We start from the raw sequence: 16,722 nt of genomic DNA on the forward strand, positions 1-16,722 counted from the left end.
CATTAAATTTAATACCAGGCTGGCTTATCTCCGTCAGTTCCGGGCTTATCTAAACCAACATTGGCCTTAAGATCCTCTTCGGGATTTTTAATTATATTAACTATATAGTCTGCTACGCTCAAACTGGATACTTCGGTTCCCTTAAATGGAGTTTGAGTACCAACAGTTTTGGCTTGATCTTCAACATTTGACGCAGCTAAGTTTGCCTAAACTAGATCAACACCTGCTAAAACTGGTTTTAATTCATTAAAGTTACTGGCCTCCTCCCCTTGATTATTTCTTCTCGACTTCCATCAACTCTACATCCGTCTTCTTTAAATAGCATTGGTTCAACTAATTGAGCAATTTGACCAGCGGCCCATAAAATAGCAATCTTTGTCATTCTTATTTTTCTCGCATCACAAAATCAATAATTTTAATGAAAAGTTCCACATATTTATTTGACTACAGTGCAAATTTAAATAATCTCAGTCATACTTTTCTCCTTACCTAGCTATTCTAATTTACAATTTCATAGTATTACTTAGTTATTAATAGATCAACTACTTGAGATTAATTTCATTATCTTTTTTGAATATTTAGTATAGATTTACTATTCAAAAGCATTACAATAGATAAAGGAGAATATTATTAGATAGAGAGGTAAAAATATGACTAATAAAAGTTCCGTACCTAAGAAACTTTCCTTTATATCCATCTATTTTTTAGGTATTAATGCAGTCATTGGATCAGGGACATTCCTGCTACCTTCTGTAATTTATCGTTACATGAACCTAACAGCTATTCTTGTTCTTCTCTGTACTGCTATCACTGTCAGCATGATTGCTTTATGCTATGCTGACCTATCCAGCCGTTTCACACAATCCGGAGCCGCTTGGCTTTATTCGTATAATGCTTTTGGACGTTTTTCGGGTTATGAATTAGGTATTTTTACTTGGTTTTTGGGATGTACAACTCTTTCCGCTGAAGTAGTTGCTTTATTAACCATTCTAAAGAGTTTTCTACCTATTTTTAAAAACAATGCTGTCTACATTAGTGGAGTTATCTTCTTAATTTTACTGTTTTCAATTATTAATTTCTTTGGTAGATCTTGGGTAAAAGTTGTTAATAACATTTCAGCTGCAGCTAAGATTATTACATTACTTGTCTTCATTATTGTGGGGGCCTTCTTTATTAAGAAAGCTCACTTTACTCCGGTAATTCCACATGCAGCTTTAACCGGTGTTGGACCATTCTTTAAACATTTTGGAGATGCCTTCACACCAATTTTTTACTTATTTACTGGCTTTTCCTTTATTCCAATTGCTGCAAAGCAAATGAATAATCCAGAAAAGAATATTCCACGGGTTTTAATTGCAGTAATGACAAGTGTAACAATTCTAGACTGCTTGATGCTTTTAGTTGCCATTGGTTTAAGTGGGCAAAAACTAGGAAGTTATTCTAATCCATTAGCTAGTGCTCTAAAGACTGGCGTTGGCCAATGGGGGTTTGCTTTTATGATTGTCGGAATGTTAATCTCAATCTTTGGAGTTGCCTTTAGTGCTTCATTTAATACCCCTTCACTTATTGCATCCCTTGCTACCGAACACGGAATGCTTCCTAAATGGATTGGTAAGAAAAATAAACATGATGCGCCTTGGGTTGGTATTATTTTTACTGCTGTTCTTTCAGGAGCCTTAGCTACTCAAAGTTACCTATTCCTTGTTTCATGTACAGTTTTAGCATCCTTTGTTCAATATGTACCATCAATTCTAGCAGTTATTAAATTTAAACATAGTAATGAATATCCACCACATGGATTTTCACTACCTGGAAAATATACTATTCCAATTATCGCTTTAATTATTTCTTGCTATATGGTTACTAACTTTACTCCTAAGACCTTACTCTTAGGAGCAGTTGTTGCAGTAATTGCAGCTGCCTGCTACTTCTTTATTGATAAGGATGAAAAGTTAGAAAAAGAACATGAGGACTTTTTAGCTAAATTAAGACGTAAAAACTAAAAAGTAAGCTGCTTATAAGATGCAGCTTACTTTTTTTAGTTAAAGTTATGGGGTATAATTCACTTATCTTAATTCAAAGGAGCTAAAGAGATGGGTTTAACTTTTGAAAAAAATAATCAATTAGATAAAATGCTTGATAAATTTGCTATCTTGCCAGATGATCCTAAAAAGAAAAAAGCTCAAAATAGCAAAGATAAGGAAAAAAATAAAGAGAAATAAAAAAAGAGGTCGAAACAATCAGTTTTTCGACCTCTTTTTTTATCTATTAATTTCTCTTCTTTAATTTTTTACTCCAAATTACTGCACCACTTACGGCTGCAATTAATGCACCGCAAATTATTACAAATGGATTAGTAGCCTTAGCCACAGTTTCTGGTAGGCGAGTAGCAACAGAAATTGGATTTGAACTCTTGTCCTTATCTTTTGAGTTACTTACAACACTAACATTTTTTTCAGTAACAGTAGTTGATCCTAGATCTTTTACAACTACATCTTGGTTAGATTTAGAACTGGATTGTGATGCTTGATCTTTATCAGCTTTATTATCTACAGTAGTTGACTTTTCAGTATCAGTGTCTTTGGCAGAAGTCTTAGCTTCACTTTCTACTTGTGAGCTCTTAGCAATTGATTTTGATGCTACCGCAGCTGAAGAGTTTTTATTTGAAGAAGTAGTATTTGTCTTCTCGCTACTTTGACTAGCTGCACTATCTTTAACTGTTACGTAAACTGCTAATCTTGATCTAGAACCATCTGGGAAAGTAACATAAACTGTTCCGTAACTAGTTCCGGCCTTATTAACTTCAGGCTTATTATCCCAAGCAGCTACTGTTCCAGCTGGAACCTGACTCCAATTAGAAATGCCACTTGTTGCATCAGGTAAAACACCCTTAGTAGTAGTTAAAGCTCGTACAGTTAATGGATTAGTATAAGCTTGTAAATTCTTATGTTCTTCAAGTTGAGTTTGATAAGTCTTGGCTTGATCAGTGGTTGCGGTGCTACTATCAGTATTTGTAGTACTTGCTGCAAAAGCAGTTCCACCTACACTCAAAGATGCCAACATTGCAGCTGCACCCAAACTTGTAATGATACTTCTCTTTTTAATTTTTCTCATCATAATCACGCTTCCTCAGCAAGGTAAGCTATACTTCAGCTTGCTGTTTTATTTACTTTTATTATACCGTAGTTTTACAAAAATGTTACAAATTAAGACATTTTTTACATTCTTTGTAATATTTTAAGAAATACGCGTTATTAGCGCTTTCACATTATTTATATCATAGGCATTTTAAAAACAAAAAACATATGCTTCAAAGCTTAATTATGATGGGAAAGTTATCAGCCGGCTGAATAAGTCAAAGCAACCTGTAACTGAGTCAGATCATTAAGTGCAGCTGGGATATCATCTTGATCTACCACTTGGTAAATCTCTAAACTTTCTTCATCAAATTCAAAACCAGCTCCAATTACAATATCCATTGCTTCTTCAAGTAAATCCATATTTTCTTGACCAGGATCAAGTTTAAATAAAGTTCCCCCGTCATCAGTAATTCGGTAATAATCGTCTTCTTTTTCAATCCAACAATATACTAAGTTCCCATATGCACCAATTAAAGGTGTTGCTACCTCAACATCTGAGCCGGCTTTTATAAAATGAATATTTTCTTTTAACCAATTCATAGCATTTTGCTCAATTAACTCTATTTCAGAATTTTTCATAGTTCTCTCCTTATTTTATTCAAATTATAACTTAATTAGGCAAAAAAAAAGAAGCTTCTGATTTCAGCTTCTTCTCTGTCAATTAAATTATCTATGGGTTTGAGCAAATTCAACTACTCGATTTAATAATTGAGTAAAGTTGTTTACTTCATTTCTAAGGTCACGAGCATTGATATAGTCACGTGTTAGTTCTCCGCGGTCATCTAATAATACACCAAATTCGCTCGCTAAACGTGCCACATCACGGGCAATACTTGCAAAACTGCCGATATTATCATCAATCATTTGTGCCGTAAATACGTGATCATTCAAGGCATAGGTTCCGTTAGGATAAACAACTAAATAAAAGTGAATAGTATCGTTCAAGCCATCAATAACATTAGTTGAAACACAATATTCATTATCATCAACTGGTTCAATTGAAAATGCCGAACTAATGCCATTATCTTCTCTAAAAGATTTCATTAAAACGTCTTCAAGATCATACATAGAAACTGACCTCCAGCATCTTTATTTAAAAATAAATTTAACAAATTAATTCACTACATATCTATTATATCTTTTCTAGAAAAAATATGTTCTTTAAGCTCCTAAACAGCAAAAATAATACATCAATTTCTTAATAGCTTATCTATTACTTAAATTCACTGTTTTATATCAAAAAATTTAGTTATAATAAAAGGAGCTTTAAATGGAGGAAGTTAATTTGAAAAAGTTAATCGTTGGTGCTTTAAGTTGTAGTCTTTTATTACTTGCGGGTTGTCGTAACAATTTGGTTGAGCCAAAACATAAATCTTCTGCAGCAGACTATGCCATTATTCAGTCTTCTCATAAGCAATCTCATAAAAAAGTTAAAAAAGAGAAATCCAAAAATAAAGACACTAAAAAGGAAAAAGCAGACAAAACTGATCAGAAAAAAGATGAAGACACTAAGATGGATGATCAATTAGATAATCTCCAAAATAAAGAAAATCAATCTAGTTCTGAAAACCAAAGTTCTAGTTCATCAAGTACTAGTTTACCTATTCAACGCAGTGAACATAAGGCAAGCAGTACCCTACCAAAATCTAACTTTGGTACTTCTTTCTATACTGTTCCACGTCGCAATTATAGTTATTATAATCCTCAACCTAACTATTACTTTGATAACAGCTGGACTACTAACAGTAACGCAAGTACAGGTACTCAAAGTTCTGCTACAAGTAGTTCAAACTCTGAAAATTCACACACTTCATCATCTTCTACTGCTTCATCTGAATCTTCTTCAAGTTCAAGCAAGGAAAGTGAAACGCCAGCTAGTCAAAATAATGACTCTGAATCAACTAGCTCAACTGAAAATATTCAAGACTAATAGAAAAGACATTCAAATCGGATGTCTTTTTTTAATAAGTCTGATCTCTATCTCCATCTAAGATATGTTCACTTAACTTTTCATCGAAAAAGATTGGTAAATCATGATCAAAGTTATATGCTAATTTTGCTTTTTCTATTTCTTCCCTTGTCATCCAAGTTAAATCTCCTTCATCAGAAGCCTTTAATGTACCAGTAAACTTAGTAGCTACGTAAAAAAATACAAGATAGCGATCATCATTATGATCAAAAAATTGCTTTACTCCAACTAAACACGGATCTTCAATTTCTAATCCAGTTTCTTCTTTTATTTCTCTAACGACTGAATCATGAAAAGCCTCATGAGATTCGACGTGGCCACCTGGAAAAGTTAAACCGGGCCAAACTGGATCCGTTCTATTTAGAACTAAAATTTTATCTTTATCTTTTATCATACACATATTAGTTAAAGTTACAGCTTCTGATCTTTTCATTTCTTCTCCATTTTACATAATTTTAATTATATTATTTCTATAGTTTATAATTGCTTAAGTTTTATTTTACTGCTATTAATTAATTTCTCTAAGTAATTTTTATTAGTATAATTAAACTAAATAGACTAAAATTTTTCAAAGGAATTCAGATATGACACTACAAATCAATACCAGAGTAAACTCAATTACCTGGCCTCTTAATCAAAATTTGACCAATCAAGAAATAATCTCACAATTGGAACTTACAGTTACAGAAAATGGCCATCTTATTTCAAATGATAATCTTAGCATAAATAAAAAGGCTGTTAACCGGTCTGAAGCAGGAGTATATCCAGTAATTATCACAGCAATTGGTACTAATAATGAATATGCGACCAAGAAAATTCAAGCCTGGGTAACTGATAAAAATAAGGTAGTTGATTCTTCCCCTACTCCCCAACCAGCTCCAGCAAAACCATTACAATATAATTCTTCTTCTAATAAAACTGCTAATCCTAAAAAGAAAAGCAAGATGAAGATAGTATATATGGTTCTTGGAGTACTTGTTTTACTAATTGCAATTATCTTTGGTATTTCAGCTTGTCAGGCGCATAATGATACAGTTCAAAATGAACAAGCTCAAAGTAATGCCCTCAATAATACTAATAGTAAATTAGATAATCTGTCTGAACAAAACAAGCAATTAATGCAACAAAATAAAGAGCTGCAAAGTGCTATAAATACTTATAAGCAGGATCAAAATAAAGAAGAATTACAAAACCAATTAAACCAAATCAAAACTGAAAATGAACAATTGAAAAATAATGCTGCTAATAATCAAGCCTTACAAAATCAAATTGATCAATTGGGGTCTACTATCGACCAAATCAAACAAAATCCAAATCAGGCCGATTCATTATTAGATCAAATGAAAAATAATCAAAATGAATTTATGCAGAATTTAAATGCAACTTTTCAAAAACTAGTTAGCGATTTTCAGCAACTACTTGGACAATAATACTACCTAATAAAAAAACTGAGAATTATGAAATACCCTCATAGTTCTCAGTTTTTTAATATTTAATTAGTCATCTGTATCAGCATCGCTGCTTGTATCGGCACTTGAATTTGTGTCTGTACTTTCGTCAGAATGTGAATTGCTGCCTGCATTATCGCTAGATTTCTTAATAGTCTTAGACTCATAAACTTTTACAGTTAATGATTTACCAAATTTAGAATCGTAAGGGTCGAATACATAATGGGTTGCATTAGTTTTAGCTCCATTTGCAGGATCTAATTTATATACTATAACAAAATTACCAGTCATATTAGGCTCAACCTTCTTACGACCTTCCTTAATCTGATTTCCCCAAGGTGTTAATTCATTTTCAATGTCTGTGGTGACCAAAACAAGATCATGAGTAGCTTTGCCAACTTTCTCCATTACTTTTAAGTGGTTACTAAAGAAAGAGGTTGGATCAACGCTTTCTTTATCATTATTACTGAAAGTTCCCTGTACTAAAGCATAATGATCGCCGCCATCAGAACCCTTAACAGTGACGTTGGTTACATTATCGATAGCTATGTATCCCTTACTATCTTGGAAATTTACGCCATAAGCTTTTCCATCGTTACTATTGCTATTATTAGCTTGATTAGTTCCTGTACTTAAATCTTTTCTAGATCGTTTGCTTGTACTTTCACTACTATTTTCATCAGTCTTTTCGACAGACTTCTTTGACTTACTAGTAGTTGTTTGTTTGCTACTATTATTTGTTTGACTAGAGCAAGCACTTGTTCCCAATCCCAAAAGTACCAAGCTTAATGCTCCTAAAAGATATCTTTTTTTCATCAAAAAACCTCCCTATTTGAATACATCAACAATTTTAGCATTTTTAGTTAAAAAATTATGCAGATTATATAACGAATTGAGTTTTTAAATTACGGACTATCCCACTTCGGGAATAAGCCACAAACCTTCTTTGTGTGATGATTTCGCCGCTGTAAAACAAGTATAAACAACCTGATTTCATAACAAGTAGAGTTAGTGTATTTAGTTATGGAATGATAATTTGAATTATCTTTATTAAATATTTAAATCCTATCATCGAGAAAAAATACCAAAATAAAAACGACACTCAATTGAGTATCGTTTTCTTTAAGACAAGCAAGGCGAAATTTGCACCCGCACCTATCTGACTTCTATGCGCGCCCATCTAACTATCTCCTACTTTCATAGTAGACTCGTAAATCGATTTTTTAGCATAGCGCCATTGTTCTTCTCTCTAAATTTTCCCTGTAACTAATGATCTGATTCACTGGATCTATAGGTTACCTCCACATATGTAGAGAACACTTAACGGCACCAATAGAGAGACTTTCATTCTTAGGATCCCCTCCACATACGTGGAGAATACACTTCATGCATACGATTCCTATATGAGTTCATAGGATCACCTCCACATACGTCGAGAATACACTAAAAGATCCTTGATATGATGCCATTATCTAATTCAAATAATATCATTTTTAATTAGTTTCTATCAACAAAAAATAGAGTGCTTAACTTACATTTTAACCCAACAAAAAACCGAATATCATCTCATGATATTCGGTCGTGTTTATCCTATTTTATCTGATTACTATTTTCTAAACGCTCGATTCTTTTATCCAAAGGTGGATGATCGGAGAAAAGACGGCTAATCCAATTATGAGCACTCGGAAGATTAAAATACAAATGTTGTAGGGCTAAATCTTGTGAGCCAATTTGTGGAGTAGCCTCCCCTTCTTCTAACTTTTCAAGTTTAGATAGAGCTGAAATTAAGCCGCTTGGTTCACGTGTCAAATCAACTGAGCCAATATCCCCTAAATATTCTCTCTGACGTGATACTAGTAAAAACAGTAACTTTGCTATAGGGATTCCAATAATAGAAATAATTCCACCTACAATAATCAAAAATAAGGCAAAAAATTTGATGAGAAGACCTAACAAACCTTTATTCTCACTAGTTAATACGCCCCATCCAAATACAACGATTCCTACGCCAGTCATTGTAATTAAACTGGTTAGCGCACTCGCTAAAACTGTAATACGAGTATCATAGTTTCGAATATGAGAAAGTTCATGGCCAATGACACCTTGAACTTCTTTTTTATTCATCATATTCAATAGTCCTTGCGTTAAAGCTAAACTTGCATGTTGTGGATCCCGTCCGGTAGCAAAAGCATTCGGCGCCTGATCAGGAGTAATATATAACTTTGGGACTGGCAAACCACCTGCTAAACAGAGTTCTTCAACTAATTCATAAATTTGGGGCTCTGTTTCTTTAGTAATTTCAACAGCATTTGTTACTTTCATAAGATGGCGAGTTGCATCAAAGTATACATGTGCAATGTACATTAAACCTATAATAAAGAAAGCTCCTCCAACATAAACTGTAAAAAGCACCCCAAGGAAAATACTTATTATTAGTATCAACAAGGTGTATAGACCTAAAATAATCCAAGTATTTCGTTTATTCTGTTCAATTTGTTTATAAAGCATTATATTCACTCCAAGTACTATTCAAAATAATTTTACCCCTTTTAAAAACAAGTTAACAGACTCATTTATTCTTATTATTTTGTTTTTTAGTCTACACTCCCGCAGATGAGGAAATAATAAAATCCCAACTAAGTACATTAACAATTCTTCATAATTATTCATATTAAAAAGATAGTCCACTGAACAAAAGGACTATCTTTTTATCTACAAATATTAACCTGCCAAATAAACCTTAATTACTAATTCTAAATTTTTACCATCCCAATGAAAAGTTTTTACACGACCAAATAAAAGATTTCCTGCATCAATTAAGCGACTAAATATCAAATTATGTTCGTGTGGAACATAGCCTAGTTTCAGGCCAGAAGGTGTAGTAACAGAAATTGCATTCTTATCGTATTTATTATCTGCTTCACGTATTAGTAAAACTGGATCATTTTCCTTTAAGCGAGGAACTATCTTATCTTCCAAATGCAAATAGTCCGAACCACGTACCTCACATCCATATAGAAATGTACTATGACTTTCTCCAGATTGTTTATAGTATATCTTTTTTAATTCAGTTATTTGATTTTCTAAATTACTAATTCGATCCATCAAATCTGTAATTAAAACATCATCATTCCTGTACATACTCATTGCATTTACTCTTTCTATTGAATAATTTTAGGTTTAGTTTGCCGGTTCTTTGAAATACTGTTTATTTTTTCTATACTTATATTCTACAAAAAGGGTATGCCTAAATTCTATGATTTTAATAATATCATTGGGTTTTACCCTTATTATCTTTTCTACATGATCAATAGAGTAAGCAAAAATATGGCTCATCCAACAAGATGAAAATACATAGCTTAGCTAACCTCATAACTATCTAAAAGAGAGAAAGTATTCCACGCCCTACTATTTCATATGAACAACACTTTAAATTATCAATTATGCATGTTTCCAGTCCGCCCAATTCTCATATCAGTACTCTTAAAGGGATCAGTTTTATATTAAAGTTTATTAGGATAATTATTAATTTAAGTACATTCAATGTAGGATTATAGATAAAATATAGTGTGAGGTGATCAATATGATAGCAATACCTAAAGAGTTAAATAATATGCTAACTTTTCCTAAAGATAAACCAGTACCAATATTGAAGAAAGGCGCAAATAACACGCAAAAAATAATCTATGCCGATTTCATAACTGCATTCCTATCTGATAAAACATATTGCAGATATGAAGATGATTTTTTTCAACCACATAAAGGCTAAGTATGGTAACAATTATATTAGTATCAAATTCAAATAAAGAAGTTATCTATAAATTTTTAGATGGTAATAATAATTATAAGGGACAAATAACCGTCAATAAGGCTGATTTATCTTATAAATTAAAAAATAAGAAAAAATTTACTAACTCATATGAAACCCAAGCGTATAGATTAGTTAAGCAATGTATTCAACTAAATAAATATCCTCCAATAGCATCAAAAGGTTGGAGCTAAAATTCTATTTCTATAGTTTTTAATCTTTCACGAGATTATATGGCATTCTTTATACCGCTTCTTCATCCATGTTTTTATCTGAATAAACCTGAACCCATTTACTCCTTCGACCAGTCTGCATAATCCCACGCAGCCTCGAGTCTTAGACCGTCCTCATTTAATTCCCCCGCTTCATTCAATGAGCTAGCTATGTAATCCCCACCTATATCAAAGTAATAATCATAATCTGTTTCATTTTGCATAGGAACATTAACAATTCCATTTTCTTCATAACTATTCTTAAATTTAATAAATAAACTAGGATATGTTATTCTAATGAATAGAAAATCATCCTTTTTAAATCTTAGATTTCTCATTTTTTCTGCTCTATTGTCCTTTTAAAACCAGAAATTTTAATTAATAATAGTTAAATTATGGATAAAAAATTTAATAAAATTGGTCTTATACTTAGAGCCCACTATACAAAAAACATCCCTGTATTAAAAACAGGGATGTTTTCCACTTCTGGAGTTGATATTAAATAGTTAACTAATATATCGAAGCGAAGTGTCTATTTTATAATACTTTTTAGATAAAAAAACCTTCGCGATAGGACGTATCCATTAAGCGAAGAGATTGATCTTTTTGTAATAACTTTAATGCAATAAGTTGTAATAATCAAATGATTTATTCACATGATTATTTCACCATTATACAATAATTGCGTACCCCAAACAAATATTTGTCAAATTATAATCAGTATAAAAAGAAAAGTCTTGATATAAAAATTATACCAAGACTTTTCTTTAGTTTAGAACCTAACTCCTAGGGCCTCTAAACTTGATCCATTAAATATAGTTTATAAGCAATGATTTTAAACCCTGCATCTGCAAGAGGTATGACCACAAATATCTAGTTTAAATTAACTTTTAATCCTAGATACAGGGTTTCAAAATATAAAATCATGCTAAAAAATAGACATATTTCAGTGACAATCTCTGATAATTCATCAAATACTTCTCTAAACAATTGTTTATTATTTGGGTCAATTGCTAATGCAATTACAATATATACTCCATTACCACTCAACATCACATCTCCTCTTTTTTACGCCTGGTAGATCGTAAAATGGAGATGGCTTAGCCAATTTTAGGATTCCTTTACCATTATATCTTTGTGAACCTTCCATCAAGTAACATGCAACTTTTGCTCTGGTAATTGCTACATAATGCAAGTTTAAATCTTGTTCCCACGATTCTGGTGATCCTCCCTGCTGCCAGCTCTCTTTAGGAAATATATAATCATACATATCCATCTGAAAAATCACGTTAAATTCTAATCCTTTAGATTTATGAATGGTCATTACACTAATTTCATCTTCTTTTGGTGGTATATAGTTTTGATAATTATGTTTATCATTAAGTACATCTTTAAGTCTACTTAACGTTTCTGACATGTCTTCAATATCTATATTTGGATAAATAATTTGAGCAATCTGAGAGAACAAAGCGATGTTTTCAGTTAATTCGTTAATTGGACATGCAAATAATTTTTGTGTTGTGTTCAATAAACTCCGGTATTTATTACTTTTATTTCTTTCTAAAAAATAATGTTCAGTAATATCAAGTGCATATATATTTTCATCAAAATATCCTCTAATCAATTGCAAAAATAAGCGAGCTATGTCTGAATTATCAGCATCTAATTTTGTCTTCGTATATATTTTATGCGGAATTGTTAAACTTTTATTTAATATATCAACTGTTGAGTTATTTCGACATAAAATAGCAAATCCACTGGTTGCCTTTAGATCATATTGACGTTTTATATTGGGGATATTCTTTTCGATTTTTTGAGCAATATTTTTTTCATTTCCATCAACTTTTACTCTAAAAACTCTTTTTTCGTCCTCAGGTGCGCCTTCAGCTTTTCCGTATAAACTTAACGCATATTGATATATACTTGGATGACATCTGAAATTTTTTGAAAGATTATAATGAACAAAATTAGGAGCTTTTGTCAATTGCTCTAAATACACAGAGTTTTTTTTAGTAAACCCATAAATTGCTTGATGACTATCACCTACTGCCATACCTTTAATTCCTTGATCTACAAGATATAAAAATATTGCATTCTGACTCCTATCACAATCTTGATACTCATCTATAAATATTTCTTTGTATTTTGCACATAAGTATCGGGTAGCATCTGGTACTTTTTCGAGTATATACAGTGCTGTTTCACCCAACAATTCGAGAAAGACAATATCTTGCCGCAGATATTCTTCTATAATCTTTCTTATTTCATCATCATTCTTCTTATCTAAATTTTCTAGTCCGTCAGTTTTTTTGTATTTTTTAATTTTAAGCTCTTGAGTTCTGTCACTTAAATGGCTACAAAAAGGCGCTATTATCTCAGAAAAACAGAACTTATCAATGGTACCAAAAAATGATTTATTCAGTAATAATCCTCTACTACTGCATCTTTTTCTTAACTCTTCACTTGCTTTATTTGTAAAAGATATTGCAATAATCCCCTGATAATTATACAATTCCTCTAAAATTAGTTGTATTTTTTCAACAATCGTGTAAGTTTTACCCGAACCTGGTCTTGCAGTGACAACTATATTATTTTTATCTTGAATTATTCTTTTTTGTTCCTCACTACTTTCCATCAAATTGCACCTGCCTATTTACTTTACATACAATATCGAAAACTGGCTCAATTAATTCATCATTATTTAATACCTTTAACTTCTGATGCTCTCTTTCTATAAACTTAAACATATTTTCTCCTTTCCTTCTTTGCATCTTAGAAATCAATTTTCTTATATTTCCAGGATGAATCTCATAATTCTCATACAACGATTTATTTAAATTACTATTAGCTAAATCGTTCTCCAAATCTACCTTTGACATATAAATTCCTACTTTTTTAAACGATTCTCGCATTTTCTCATTATTCTGTTGGATATCACTTGGTACAGTTTCACTATTCCATTTTTTACATTCCTTATCACATTCTGATGGTACAGTATAATTCAATTTACAATCGCTAATGATGCCTATTACTCGATTAATTCCGGCATAATAACAGCGTTGCTTGTTATCTCTAAATACGTCATTATCTGTCCTTAATACCCAAGGTATGTTTAAAGCCTTACATATATTGATGTAAGGTTTAAATCCTACCCCTTCTACAGCTAATATGGAAATATTTAATCTATTAAGATCAATATTATTTTCCTTTGCTAATGCTTTATAAAATATCACTTCTGAAACTCCCTCAACGAGGAAAACACCATACGAAAAAAATACCTCAGCAGCCATTGTATTAAGGCGATAATTAAATGCATCAAAAGAATCTTTAATATTTGTATCACTAGGTCCAGAGGCAGCCTTAGTATACTTATTTTTAAAATACAATCTTATAATATTTTTTGCCTTGAATATCTCTGCAATTTGTGGAGAATGAGACGTTACGATCACTTGCCCATTTAAATTACTAGTCAAATACTGAGCTAATTTTCTTTGTTGATGAGGATGCAAATGTGATTCTGGTTCTTCAATCGCATAAAACGTTACATGATCAGGGGCTTTTTTTAATTGTTGTTTAGCTATCCACGTAGCTAAATAAATTTGATTGTTTCGTCCATCTCCACCTAATGTGAGCGGGCCTTCCTCACTTGAATATGATAAAGCAACATCTGAGAGCATTTTTTCAGCGTCATTATGGCCTGCAACAAATTGAACCCTCTGGTCTTCGTTTTCAACTGACAAAGAAGATAATTGGTCATTTACATTTTCAAGAGCTCTCTTGATGTAATTTAAAGAACTAATTTGATCATTTATACTATCTAAGTTCTTCTGTATTTCTATTGTTTTCGTTTTATCGTCATTTTTTTCGTTTTCTGATAATAATTCCTGCGAACTTAATAATAAATTTTGTCTTTCTTTTCTTAAGTATTTATATAAGTTCCTATTTGTATCTACATATTGCATATTTAATCTTCTTAAATAGCTTCTGGATTGTAACTCTTGCATTGTTCTCTCTGAAAAACCAGCCTGCAAAATATAATCTTTATTTCTTTCTTTGATATATTTTAAAATTAATTTTCCTTCACTTATATTGCCCTTAAATTCACTTAAAAGGCAATCTTCCTTAATATCTCTTAAATATGCAGTAATTTCTACCTTATCTGAATGTGAATATGCATTAAAATCACTATCTAATAAATCCAAATCATTTTCACTTAGACTTCGATCAAATAATAATCGTAATGCATAGATAAAATTAGTTTTTCCAACATTATTTGAGCCAATTATTAATGAACTATTATTTAAAGATATCTCTACATCTTTATAATTACGAAACCCTTTAATACGTACTTTATATATGAGCATACTGCCAATTCCTTTACATAATTAATTAGATACATTTTACACTTTATAAAAGGTATTAGAAATGTTAAATAGAAGTTTTTCTACTCTCGTTAATCTTTACAATCATAGTAAAAAGACCAAGCAAAAATTGCTTGATCTTTCATTCAGTATTATTTAATTAAAAACTTTACTTCCCCAACTCATCAAAGAAGCCATCCTCTTTTAAAATATCTAAGTAGCGACTGATAGCGTCTGGCCAAGTTGGAAGTGGCTTAAAGCCGTTTTCTTCTAACTTACTCTTGTCTAAGCGAGAGTTAAATGGACGAACAGCCTTTGATAAACCATATTCTTCAGTAGTTACAGGAGTTACCTTAGTCTTGTAGCCTGCTTGGCGGTAGATTTCTTTAGTGAAATCGTACCAAGAAATATAGCCAGTCTTAGTACCATTTTCGTCATGGTCGCCTTCAGATTCAGGCAACTCAGCGTTAGTTGCATGGTAGTAACCGTACTTATCAGTTTCAATCATGTCTACCAATAAACGAGCTAAGTCAAAAGTATAAGTTGGTGTACCTACTTGATCGTTAACCACTTTAACTTCATCATGGTTTGAACCAACTTTAAGCATTGTCTTAATGAAGTTAGAACCGTTTACACCAAATACCCAAGCAATACGAACGATGAAGTACTTGTCCAAGGTATTAGCAACAGCTTCTTCTCCGCCAAGCTTAGTTTCACCGTAAACATTTAATGGCTGGTAACCCTTAAAGTCAGGTTCCCACGGAGTAGTTCCTTGACCATCGAAAACATAGTCAGTTGATAAGTAAACCATTGGGGCATCTAGCTTTTTAGTAACATTAGCGATGTTTTGAGTTCCATCCACGTTAACTTTACGAACAGCAGCTACCTTGTCATCATCTTCAGCCATGTCAACTGCAGTCCAAGCAGCACAGTGAACAATAACATCTGGCTTTACTTCAGAAATAACTTTGTCTACTGCAGCTGCATCGGTAATATCTAAAGAAACGTATGGAGCCTTAGTTACAGCTGTGCCATCAGCTACACCAGCATATTCAGGTGCTAGGTCTGATCCAACACCTTCATAGCCACGTTTAGCAAGTTCATTCATTACGTCATGACCAAGTTGACCATTAACGCCAGTTACAAAAACTTTCATTAATTTACCTCACTAATTAAAACTTAAAAGTATCCTTTAAGCCTTTCCATTCTTGATCGCGGTCAGATAAAGTAAGCTTAGTACCATCATCAAGAGTGTAACCACTAGCATCTGGACTGCCTGGGTAATCACCCTTAAGATGTGGCCATTCGATACCAATTTCAGGATCGTTCCAAGCCATACCACCTTCATCGTTTGGGTGCCAGAAATCGTTAACCTTGTAGCAGAATTCTGCTTCATCACTTAAAACAAGGAAACCATGAGCAAAACCTTGTGGGATCAAGAATTGTTTCTTGTTTTCAGCAGTTAATTCAACACCATACCACTTACCGTAAGTCTTAGAATTGCTACGAAGGTCAACAGCAACATCAAATACGCTACCACGAACAGCACGAACCAACTTAATTTGTGGGTATTTCTTTTGGAAGTGTAAACCACGAAGTACACCCTTAGTTGAGCTTGATTGGTTATCTTGAACGAAGTTAATGCTGAAGCCAGCATCCATCATATCTCTTTGGTTAAAAGTTTCCATGAAGTAACCACGGTCATCACCGTGAACAGTTGGAGTGATAACTGCTAAACCTTCAATTCCACCAACGTTTTTTTCAACTTTAATTTGTCCCATTTA

The 16,722-nt window shown here is 32.3% G+C and carries 19 protein-coding genes and 1 pseudogene; 6 read left to right on the forward strand and 14 right to left on the reverse strand.

What is annotated here, in order from left to right; translation table 11 throughout:
• Positions 1 to 8 precede the first annotated feature (8 nt).
• Positions 9 to 382, reverse strand: a pseudogene (locus H1A07_RS10490) (Rossmann-fold NAD(P)-binding domain-containing protein).
• 268 nt (positions 383 to 650) lie between these two features.
• Here H1A07_RS10490 and H1A07_RS05305 point away from each other — a divergent pair.
• Both H1A07_RS05305 and H1A07_RS10385 read left to right on the forward strand, forming a co-directional pair.
• Positions 651 to 2,003, forward strand: coding sequence for an APC family permease (locus H1A07_RS05305; protein ID WP_057719337.1), 1,353 nt, complete (start codon positions 651 to 653; stop codon positions 2,001 to 2,003).
• Between the two features lie 90 nt (positions 2,004 to 2,093).
• Entirely contained in the window at positions 2,094 to 2,222 is a 129-nt protein-coding gene (locus H1A07_RS10385; RefSeq protein ID WP_253938993.1) for an SPJ_0845 family protein, read from the forward strand.
• Between the two features lie 46 nt (positions 2,223 to 2,268).
• Here the strand turns inward: H1A07_RS10385 and H1A07_RS05310 are convergent, their stop codons facing one another.
• The 3 genes from H1A07_RS05310 to H1A07_RS05320 form a co-directional block, all read right to left on the reverse strand.
• Positions 2,269 to 3,117, reverse strand: a complete 849-nt coding sequence (locus tag H1A07_RS05310; protein WP_210144570.1) for a Rib/alpha-like domain-containing protein — start codon at positions 3,115 to 3,117, stop codon at positions 2,269 to 2,271.
• A gap of 221 nt (positions 3,118 to 3,338) precedes the next feature.
• Positions 3,339 to 3,719 (reverse strand): DUF1828 domain-containing protein, encoded by a 381-nt coding sequence (locus H1A07_RS05315; RefSeq protein ID WP_210144572.1) that lies wholly within the window; start codon positions 3,717 to 3,719, stop codon positions 3,339 to 3,341.
• 87 nt (positions 3,720 to 3,806) lie between these two features.
• Positions 3,807 to 4,208 (reverse strand): hypothetical protein, encoded by a 402-nt coding sequence (locus tag H1A07_RS05320; protein ID WP_094498427.1) that lies wholly within the window; start codon positions 4,206 to 4,208, stop codon positions 3,807 to 3,809.
• Between the two features lie 202 nt (positions 4,209 to 4,410).
• Here H1A07_RS05320 and H1A07_RS05325 point away from each other — a divergent pair, with 202 nt between their 5' ends.
• A complete protein-coding gene (locus tag H1A07_RS05325) occupies positions 4,411 to 5,070 on the forward strand; it encodes a hypothetical protein (RefSeq protein ID WP_210144574.1) in 660 nt (219 codons plus the stop codon).
• Between the two features lie 31 nt (positions 5,071 to 5,101).
• Here H1A07_RS05325 and H1A07_RS05330 read toward each other — a convergent pair whose 3' ends face one another.
• Positions 5,102 to 5,542 (reverse strand): 8-oxo-dGTP diphosphatase, encoded by a 441-nt coding sequence (locus H1A07_RS05330; RefSeq protein WP_210144576.1) that lies wholly within the window; start codon positions 5,540 to 5,542, stop codon positions 5,102 to 5,104.
• Between the two features lie 151 nt (positions 5,543 to 5,693).
• On the opposite strand from H1A07_RS05330, the gene H1A07_RS05335 reads away from it, so the two are divergent.
• On the forward strand, positions 5,694 to 6,539 hold the full coding sequence (locus H1A07_RS05335; RefSeq protein WP_210144577.1) for a hypothetical protein: 846 nt from the start codon (positions 5,694 to 5,696) through the stop codon (positions 6,537 to 6,539).
• A gap of 66 nt (positions 6,540 to 6,605) precedes the next feature.
• Here H1A07_RS05335 and H1A07_RS05340 read toward each other — a convergent pair whose 3' ends face one another.
• From H1A07_RS05340 to H1A07_RS05350, 3 genes are all read right to left on the reverse strand, one after another.
• Positions 6,606 to 7,373, reverse strand: a complete 768-nt coding sequence (locus H1A07_RS05340; protein WP_210144579.1) for a hypothetical protein — start codon at positions 7,371 to 7,373, stop codon at positions 6,606 to 6,608.
• Positions 7,374 to 8,147: 774 nt separating this feature from the next.
• Positions 8,148 to 9,065, reverse strand: a complete 918-nt coding sequence (locus tag H1A07_RS05345; protein ID WP_210144581.1) for a M48 family metallopeptidase — start codon at positions 9,063 to 9,065, stop codon at positions 8,148 to 8,150.
• Between the two features lie 213 nt (positions 9,066 to 9,278).
• The gene (locus tag H1A07_RS05350; RefSeq protein WP_210144583.1) at positions 9,279 to 9,704 is read right to left on the reverse strand and encodes an HIRAN domain-containing protein; all 426 of its coding nucleotides are present in this window, start codon (positions 9,702 to 9,704) and stop codon (positions 9,279 to 9,281) included.
• Positions 9,705 to 10,140: 436 nt separating this feature from the next.
• On the opposite strand from H1A07_RS05350, the gene H1A07_RS05355 reads away from it, so the two are divergent.
• Together H1A07_RS05355 and H1A07_RS05360 are read left to right on the forward strand one after the other, a co-directional pair.
• Positions 10,141 to 10,326 (forward strand): hypothetical protein, encoded by a 186-nt coding sequence (locus H1A07_RS05355; protein ID WP_210144584.1) that lies wholly within the window; start codon positions 10,141 to 10,143, stop codon positions 10,324 to 10,326.
• Positions 10,327 to 10,328: 2 nt separating this feature from the next.
• Positions 10,329 to 10,559, forward strand: coding sequence for a hypothetical protein (locus H1A07_RS05360; protein ID WP_094502926.1), 231 nt, complete (start codon positions 10,329 to 10,331; stop codon positions 10,557 to 10,559).
• A 98-nt stretch (positions 10,560 to 10,657) separates the two neighbouring features.
• Here H1A07_RS05360 and H1A07_RS05365 read toward each other — a convergent pair whose 3' ends face one another.
• From H1A07_RS05365 to rfbC, 6 genes are all read right to left on the reverse strand, one after another.
• Entirely contained in the window at positions 10,658 to 10,915 is a 258-nt protein-coding gene (locus H1A07_RS05365; protein WP_210144586.1) for a hypothetical protein, read from the reverse strand.
• 535 nt (positions 10,916 to 11,450) lie between these two features.
• A complete protein-coding gene (locus H1A07_RS05370; protein WP_210144588.1) occupies positions 11,451 to 11,630 on the reverse strand; it encodes a hypothetical protein in 180 nt (59 codons plus the stop codon).
• Positions 11,617 to 13,212 carry a UvrD-helicase domain-containing protein gene (locus H1A07_RS05375; RefSeq protein WP_210144590.1) on the reverse strand — a complete coding sequence of 532 codons (1,596 nt, stop codon included), beginning with the start codon at positions 13,210 to 13,212 and terminating at the stop codon, positions 11,617 to 11,619. Before H1A07_RS05375 ends, H1A07_RS05370 begins: the two co-directional genes overlap by 14 nt.
• The gene (locus H1A07_RS05380; protein ID WP_210144592.1) at positions 13,202 to 14,941 is read right to left on the reverse strand and encodes an ATP-dependent nuclease; all 1,740 of its coding nucleotides are present in this window, start codon (positions 14,939 to 14,941) and stop codon (positions 13,202 to 13,204) included. The genes H1A07_RS05375 and H1A07_RS05380 overlap by 11 nt, the downstream gene beginning before the upstream one ends.
• A 166-nt stretch (positions 14,942 to 15,107) precedes the next feature.
• Positions 15,108 to 16,094: a dTDP-4-dehydrorhamnose reductase gene (gene rfbD / locus H1A07_RS05385; RefSeq protein WP_210144594.1), complete on the reverse strand. Its 987-nt coding sequence runs from the start codon at positions 16,092 to 16,094 to the stop codon at positions 15,108 to 15,110.
• Positions 16,095 to 16,110: 16 nt separating this feature from the next.
• On the reverse strand, positions 16,111 to 16,719 hold the full coding sequence (rfbC, locus tag H1A07_RS05390) for a dTDP-4-dehydrorhamnose 3,5-epimerase (protein ID WP_210144596.1): 609 nt from the start codon (positions 16,717 to 16,719) through the stop codon (positions 16,111 to 16,113).
• Positions 16,720 to 16,722 lie beyond the last annotated feature (3 nt).

This window comes from Lactobacillus taiwanensis, assembly GCF_017894345.1.
GTDB lineage: Bacteria > Bacillota > Bacilli > Lactobacillales > Lactobacillaceae > Lactobacillus > Lactobacillus taiwanensis.

Excerpts from the sequence above, each read along its gene's own strand:
- H1A07_RS05305 (WP_057719337.1), top strand. The coding sequence starts at position 651 with ATGACTAATAAAAGTTCCGTACCTAAGAAACTTTCCTTTATATCCATC.
- H1A07_RS10385 (WP_253938993.1), top strand. The coding sequence starts at position 2,094 with ATGGGTTTAACTTTTGAAAAAAATAATCAATTAGATAAAATGCTTGAT.
- H1A07_RS05310 (WP_210144570.1), bottom strand. The coding sequence starts at position 3,117 with ATGATGAGAAAAATTAAAAAGAGAAGTATCATTACAAGTTTGGGTGCA.
- H1A07_RS05315 (WP_210144572.1), bottom strand. The coding sequence starts at position 3,719 with ATGAAAAATTCTGAAATAGAGTTAATTGAGCAAAATGCTATGAATTGG.
- H1A07_RS05320 (WP_094498427.1), bottom strand. The coding sequence starts at position 4,208 with ATGTATGATCTTGAAGACGTTTTAATGAAATCTTTTAGAGAAGATAAT.
- H1A07_RS05325 (WP_210144574.1), top strand. The coding sequence starts at position 4,411 with ATGGAGGAAGTTAATTTGAAAAAGTTAATCGTTGGTGCTTTAAGTTGT.
- H1A07_RS05330 (WP_210144576.1), bottom strand. The coding sequence starts at position 5,542 with ATGAAAAGATCAGAAGCTGTAACTTTAACTAATATGTGTATGATAAAA.
- H1A07_RS05335 (WP_210144577.1), top strand. The coding sequence starts at position 5,694 with ATGACACTACAAATCAATACCAGAGTAAACTCAATTACCTGGCCTCTT.
- H1A07_RS05340 (WP_210144579.1), bottom strand. The coding sequence starts at position 7,373 with ATGAAAAAAAGATATCTTTTAGGAGCATTAAGCTTGGTACTTTTGGGA.
- H1A07_RS05345 (WP_210144581.1), bottom strand. The coding sequence starts at position 9,065 with ATGCTTTATAAACAAATTGAACAGAATAAACGAAATACTTGGATTATT.
- H1A07_RS05350 (WP_210144583.1), bottom strand. The coding sequence starts at position 9,704 with ATGAGTATGTACAGGAATGATGATGTTTTAATTACAGATTTGATGGAT.
- H1A07_RS05355 (WP_210144584.1), top strand. The coding sequence starts at position 10,141 with ATGATAGCAATACCTAAAGAGTTAAATAATATGCTAACTTTTCCTAAA.
- H1A07_RS05360 (WP_094502926.1), top strand. The coding sequence starts at position 10,329 with ATGGTAACAATTATATTAGTATCAAATTCAAATAAAGAAGTTATCTAT.
- H1A07_RS05365 (WP_210144586.1), bottom strand. The coding sequence starts at position 10,915 with ATGAGAAATCTAAGATTTAAAAAGGATGATTTTCTATTCATTAGAATA.
- H1A07_RS05370 (WP_210144588.1), bottom strand. The coding sequence starts at position 11,630 with ATGTTGAGTGGTAATGGAGTATATATTGTAATTGCATTAGCAATTGAC.
- H1A07_RS05375 (WP_210144590.1), bottom strand. The coding sequence starts at position 13,212 with ATGGAAAGTAGTGAGGAACAAAAAAGAATAATTCAAGATAAAAATAAT.
- H1A07_RS05380 (WP_210144592.1), bottom strand. The coding sequence starts at position 14,941 with ATGCTCATATATAAAGTACGTATTAAAGGGTTTCGTAATTATAAAGAT.
- rfbD (WP_210144594.1), bottom strand. The coding sequence starts at position 16,094 with ATGAAAGTTTTTGTAACTGGCGTTAATGGTCAACTTGGTCATGACGTA.
- rfbC (WP_210144596.1), bottom strand. The coding sequence starts at position 16,719 with ATGGGACAAATTAAAGTTGAAAAAAACGTTGGTGGAATTGAAGGTTTA.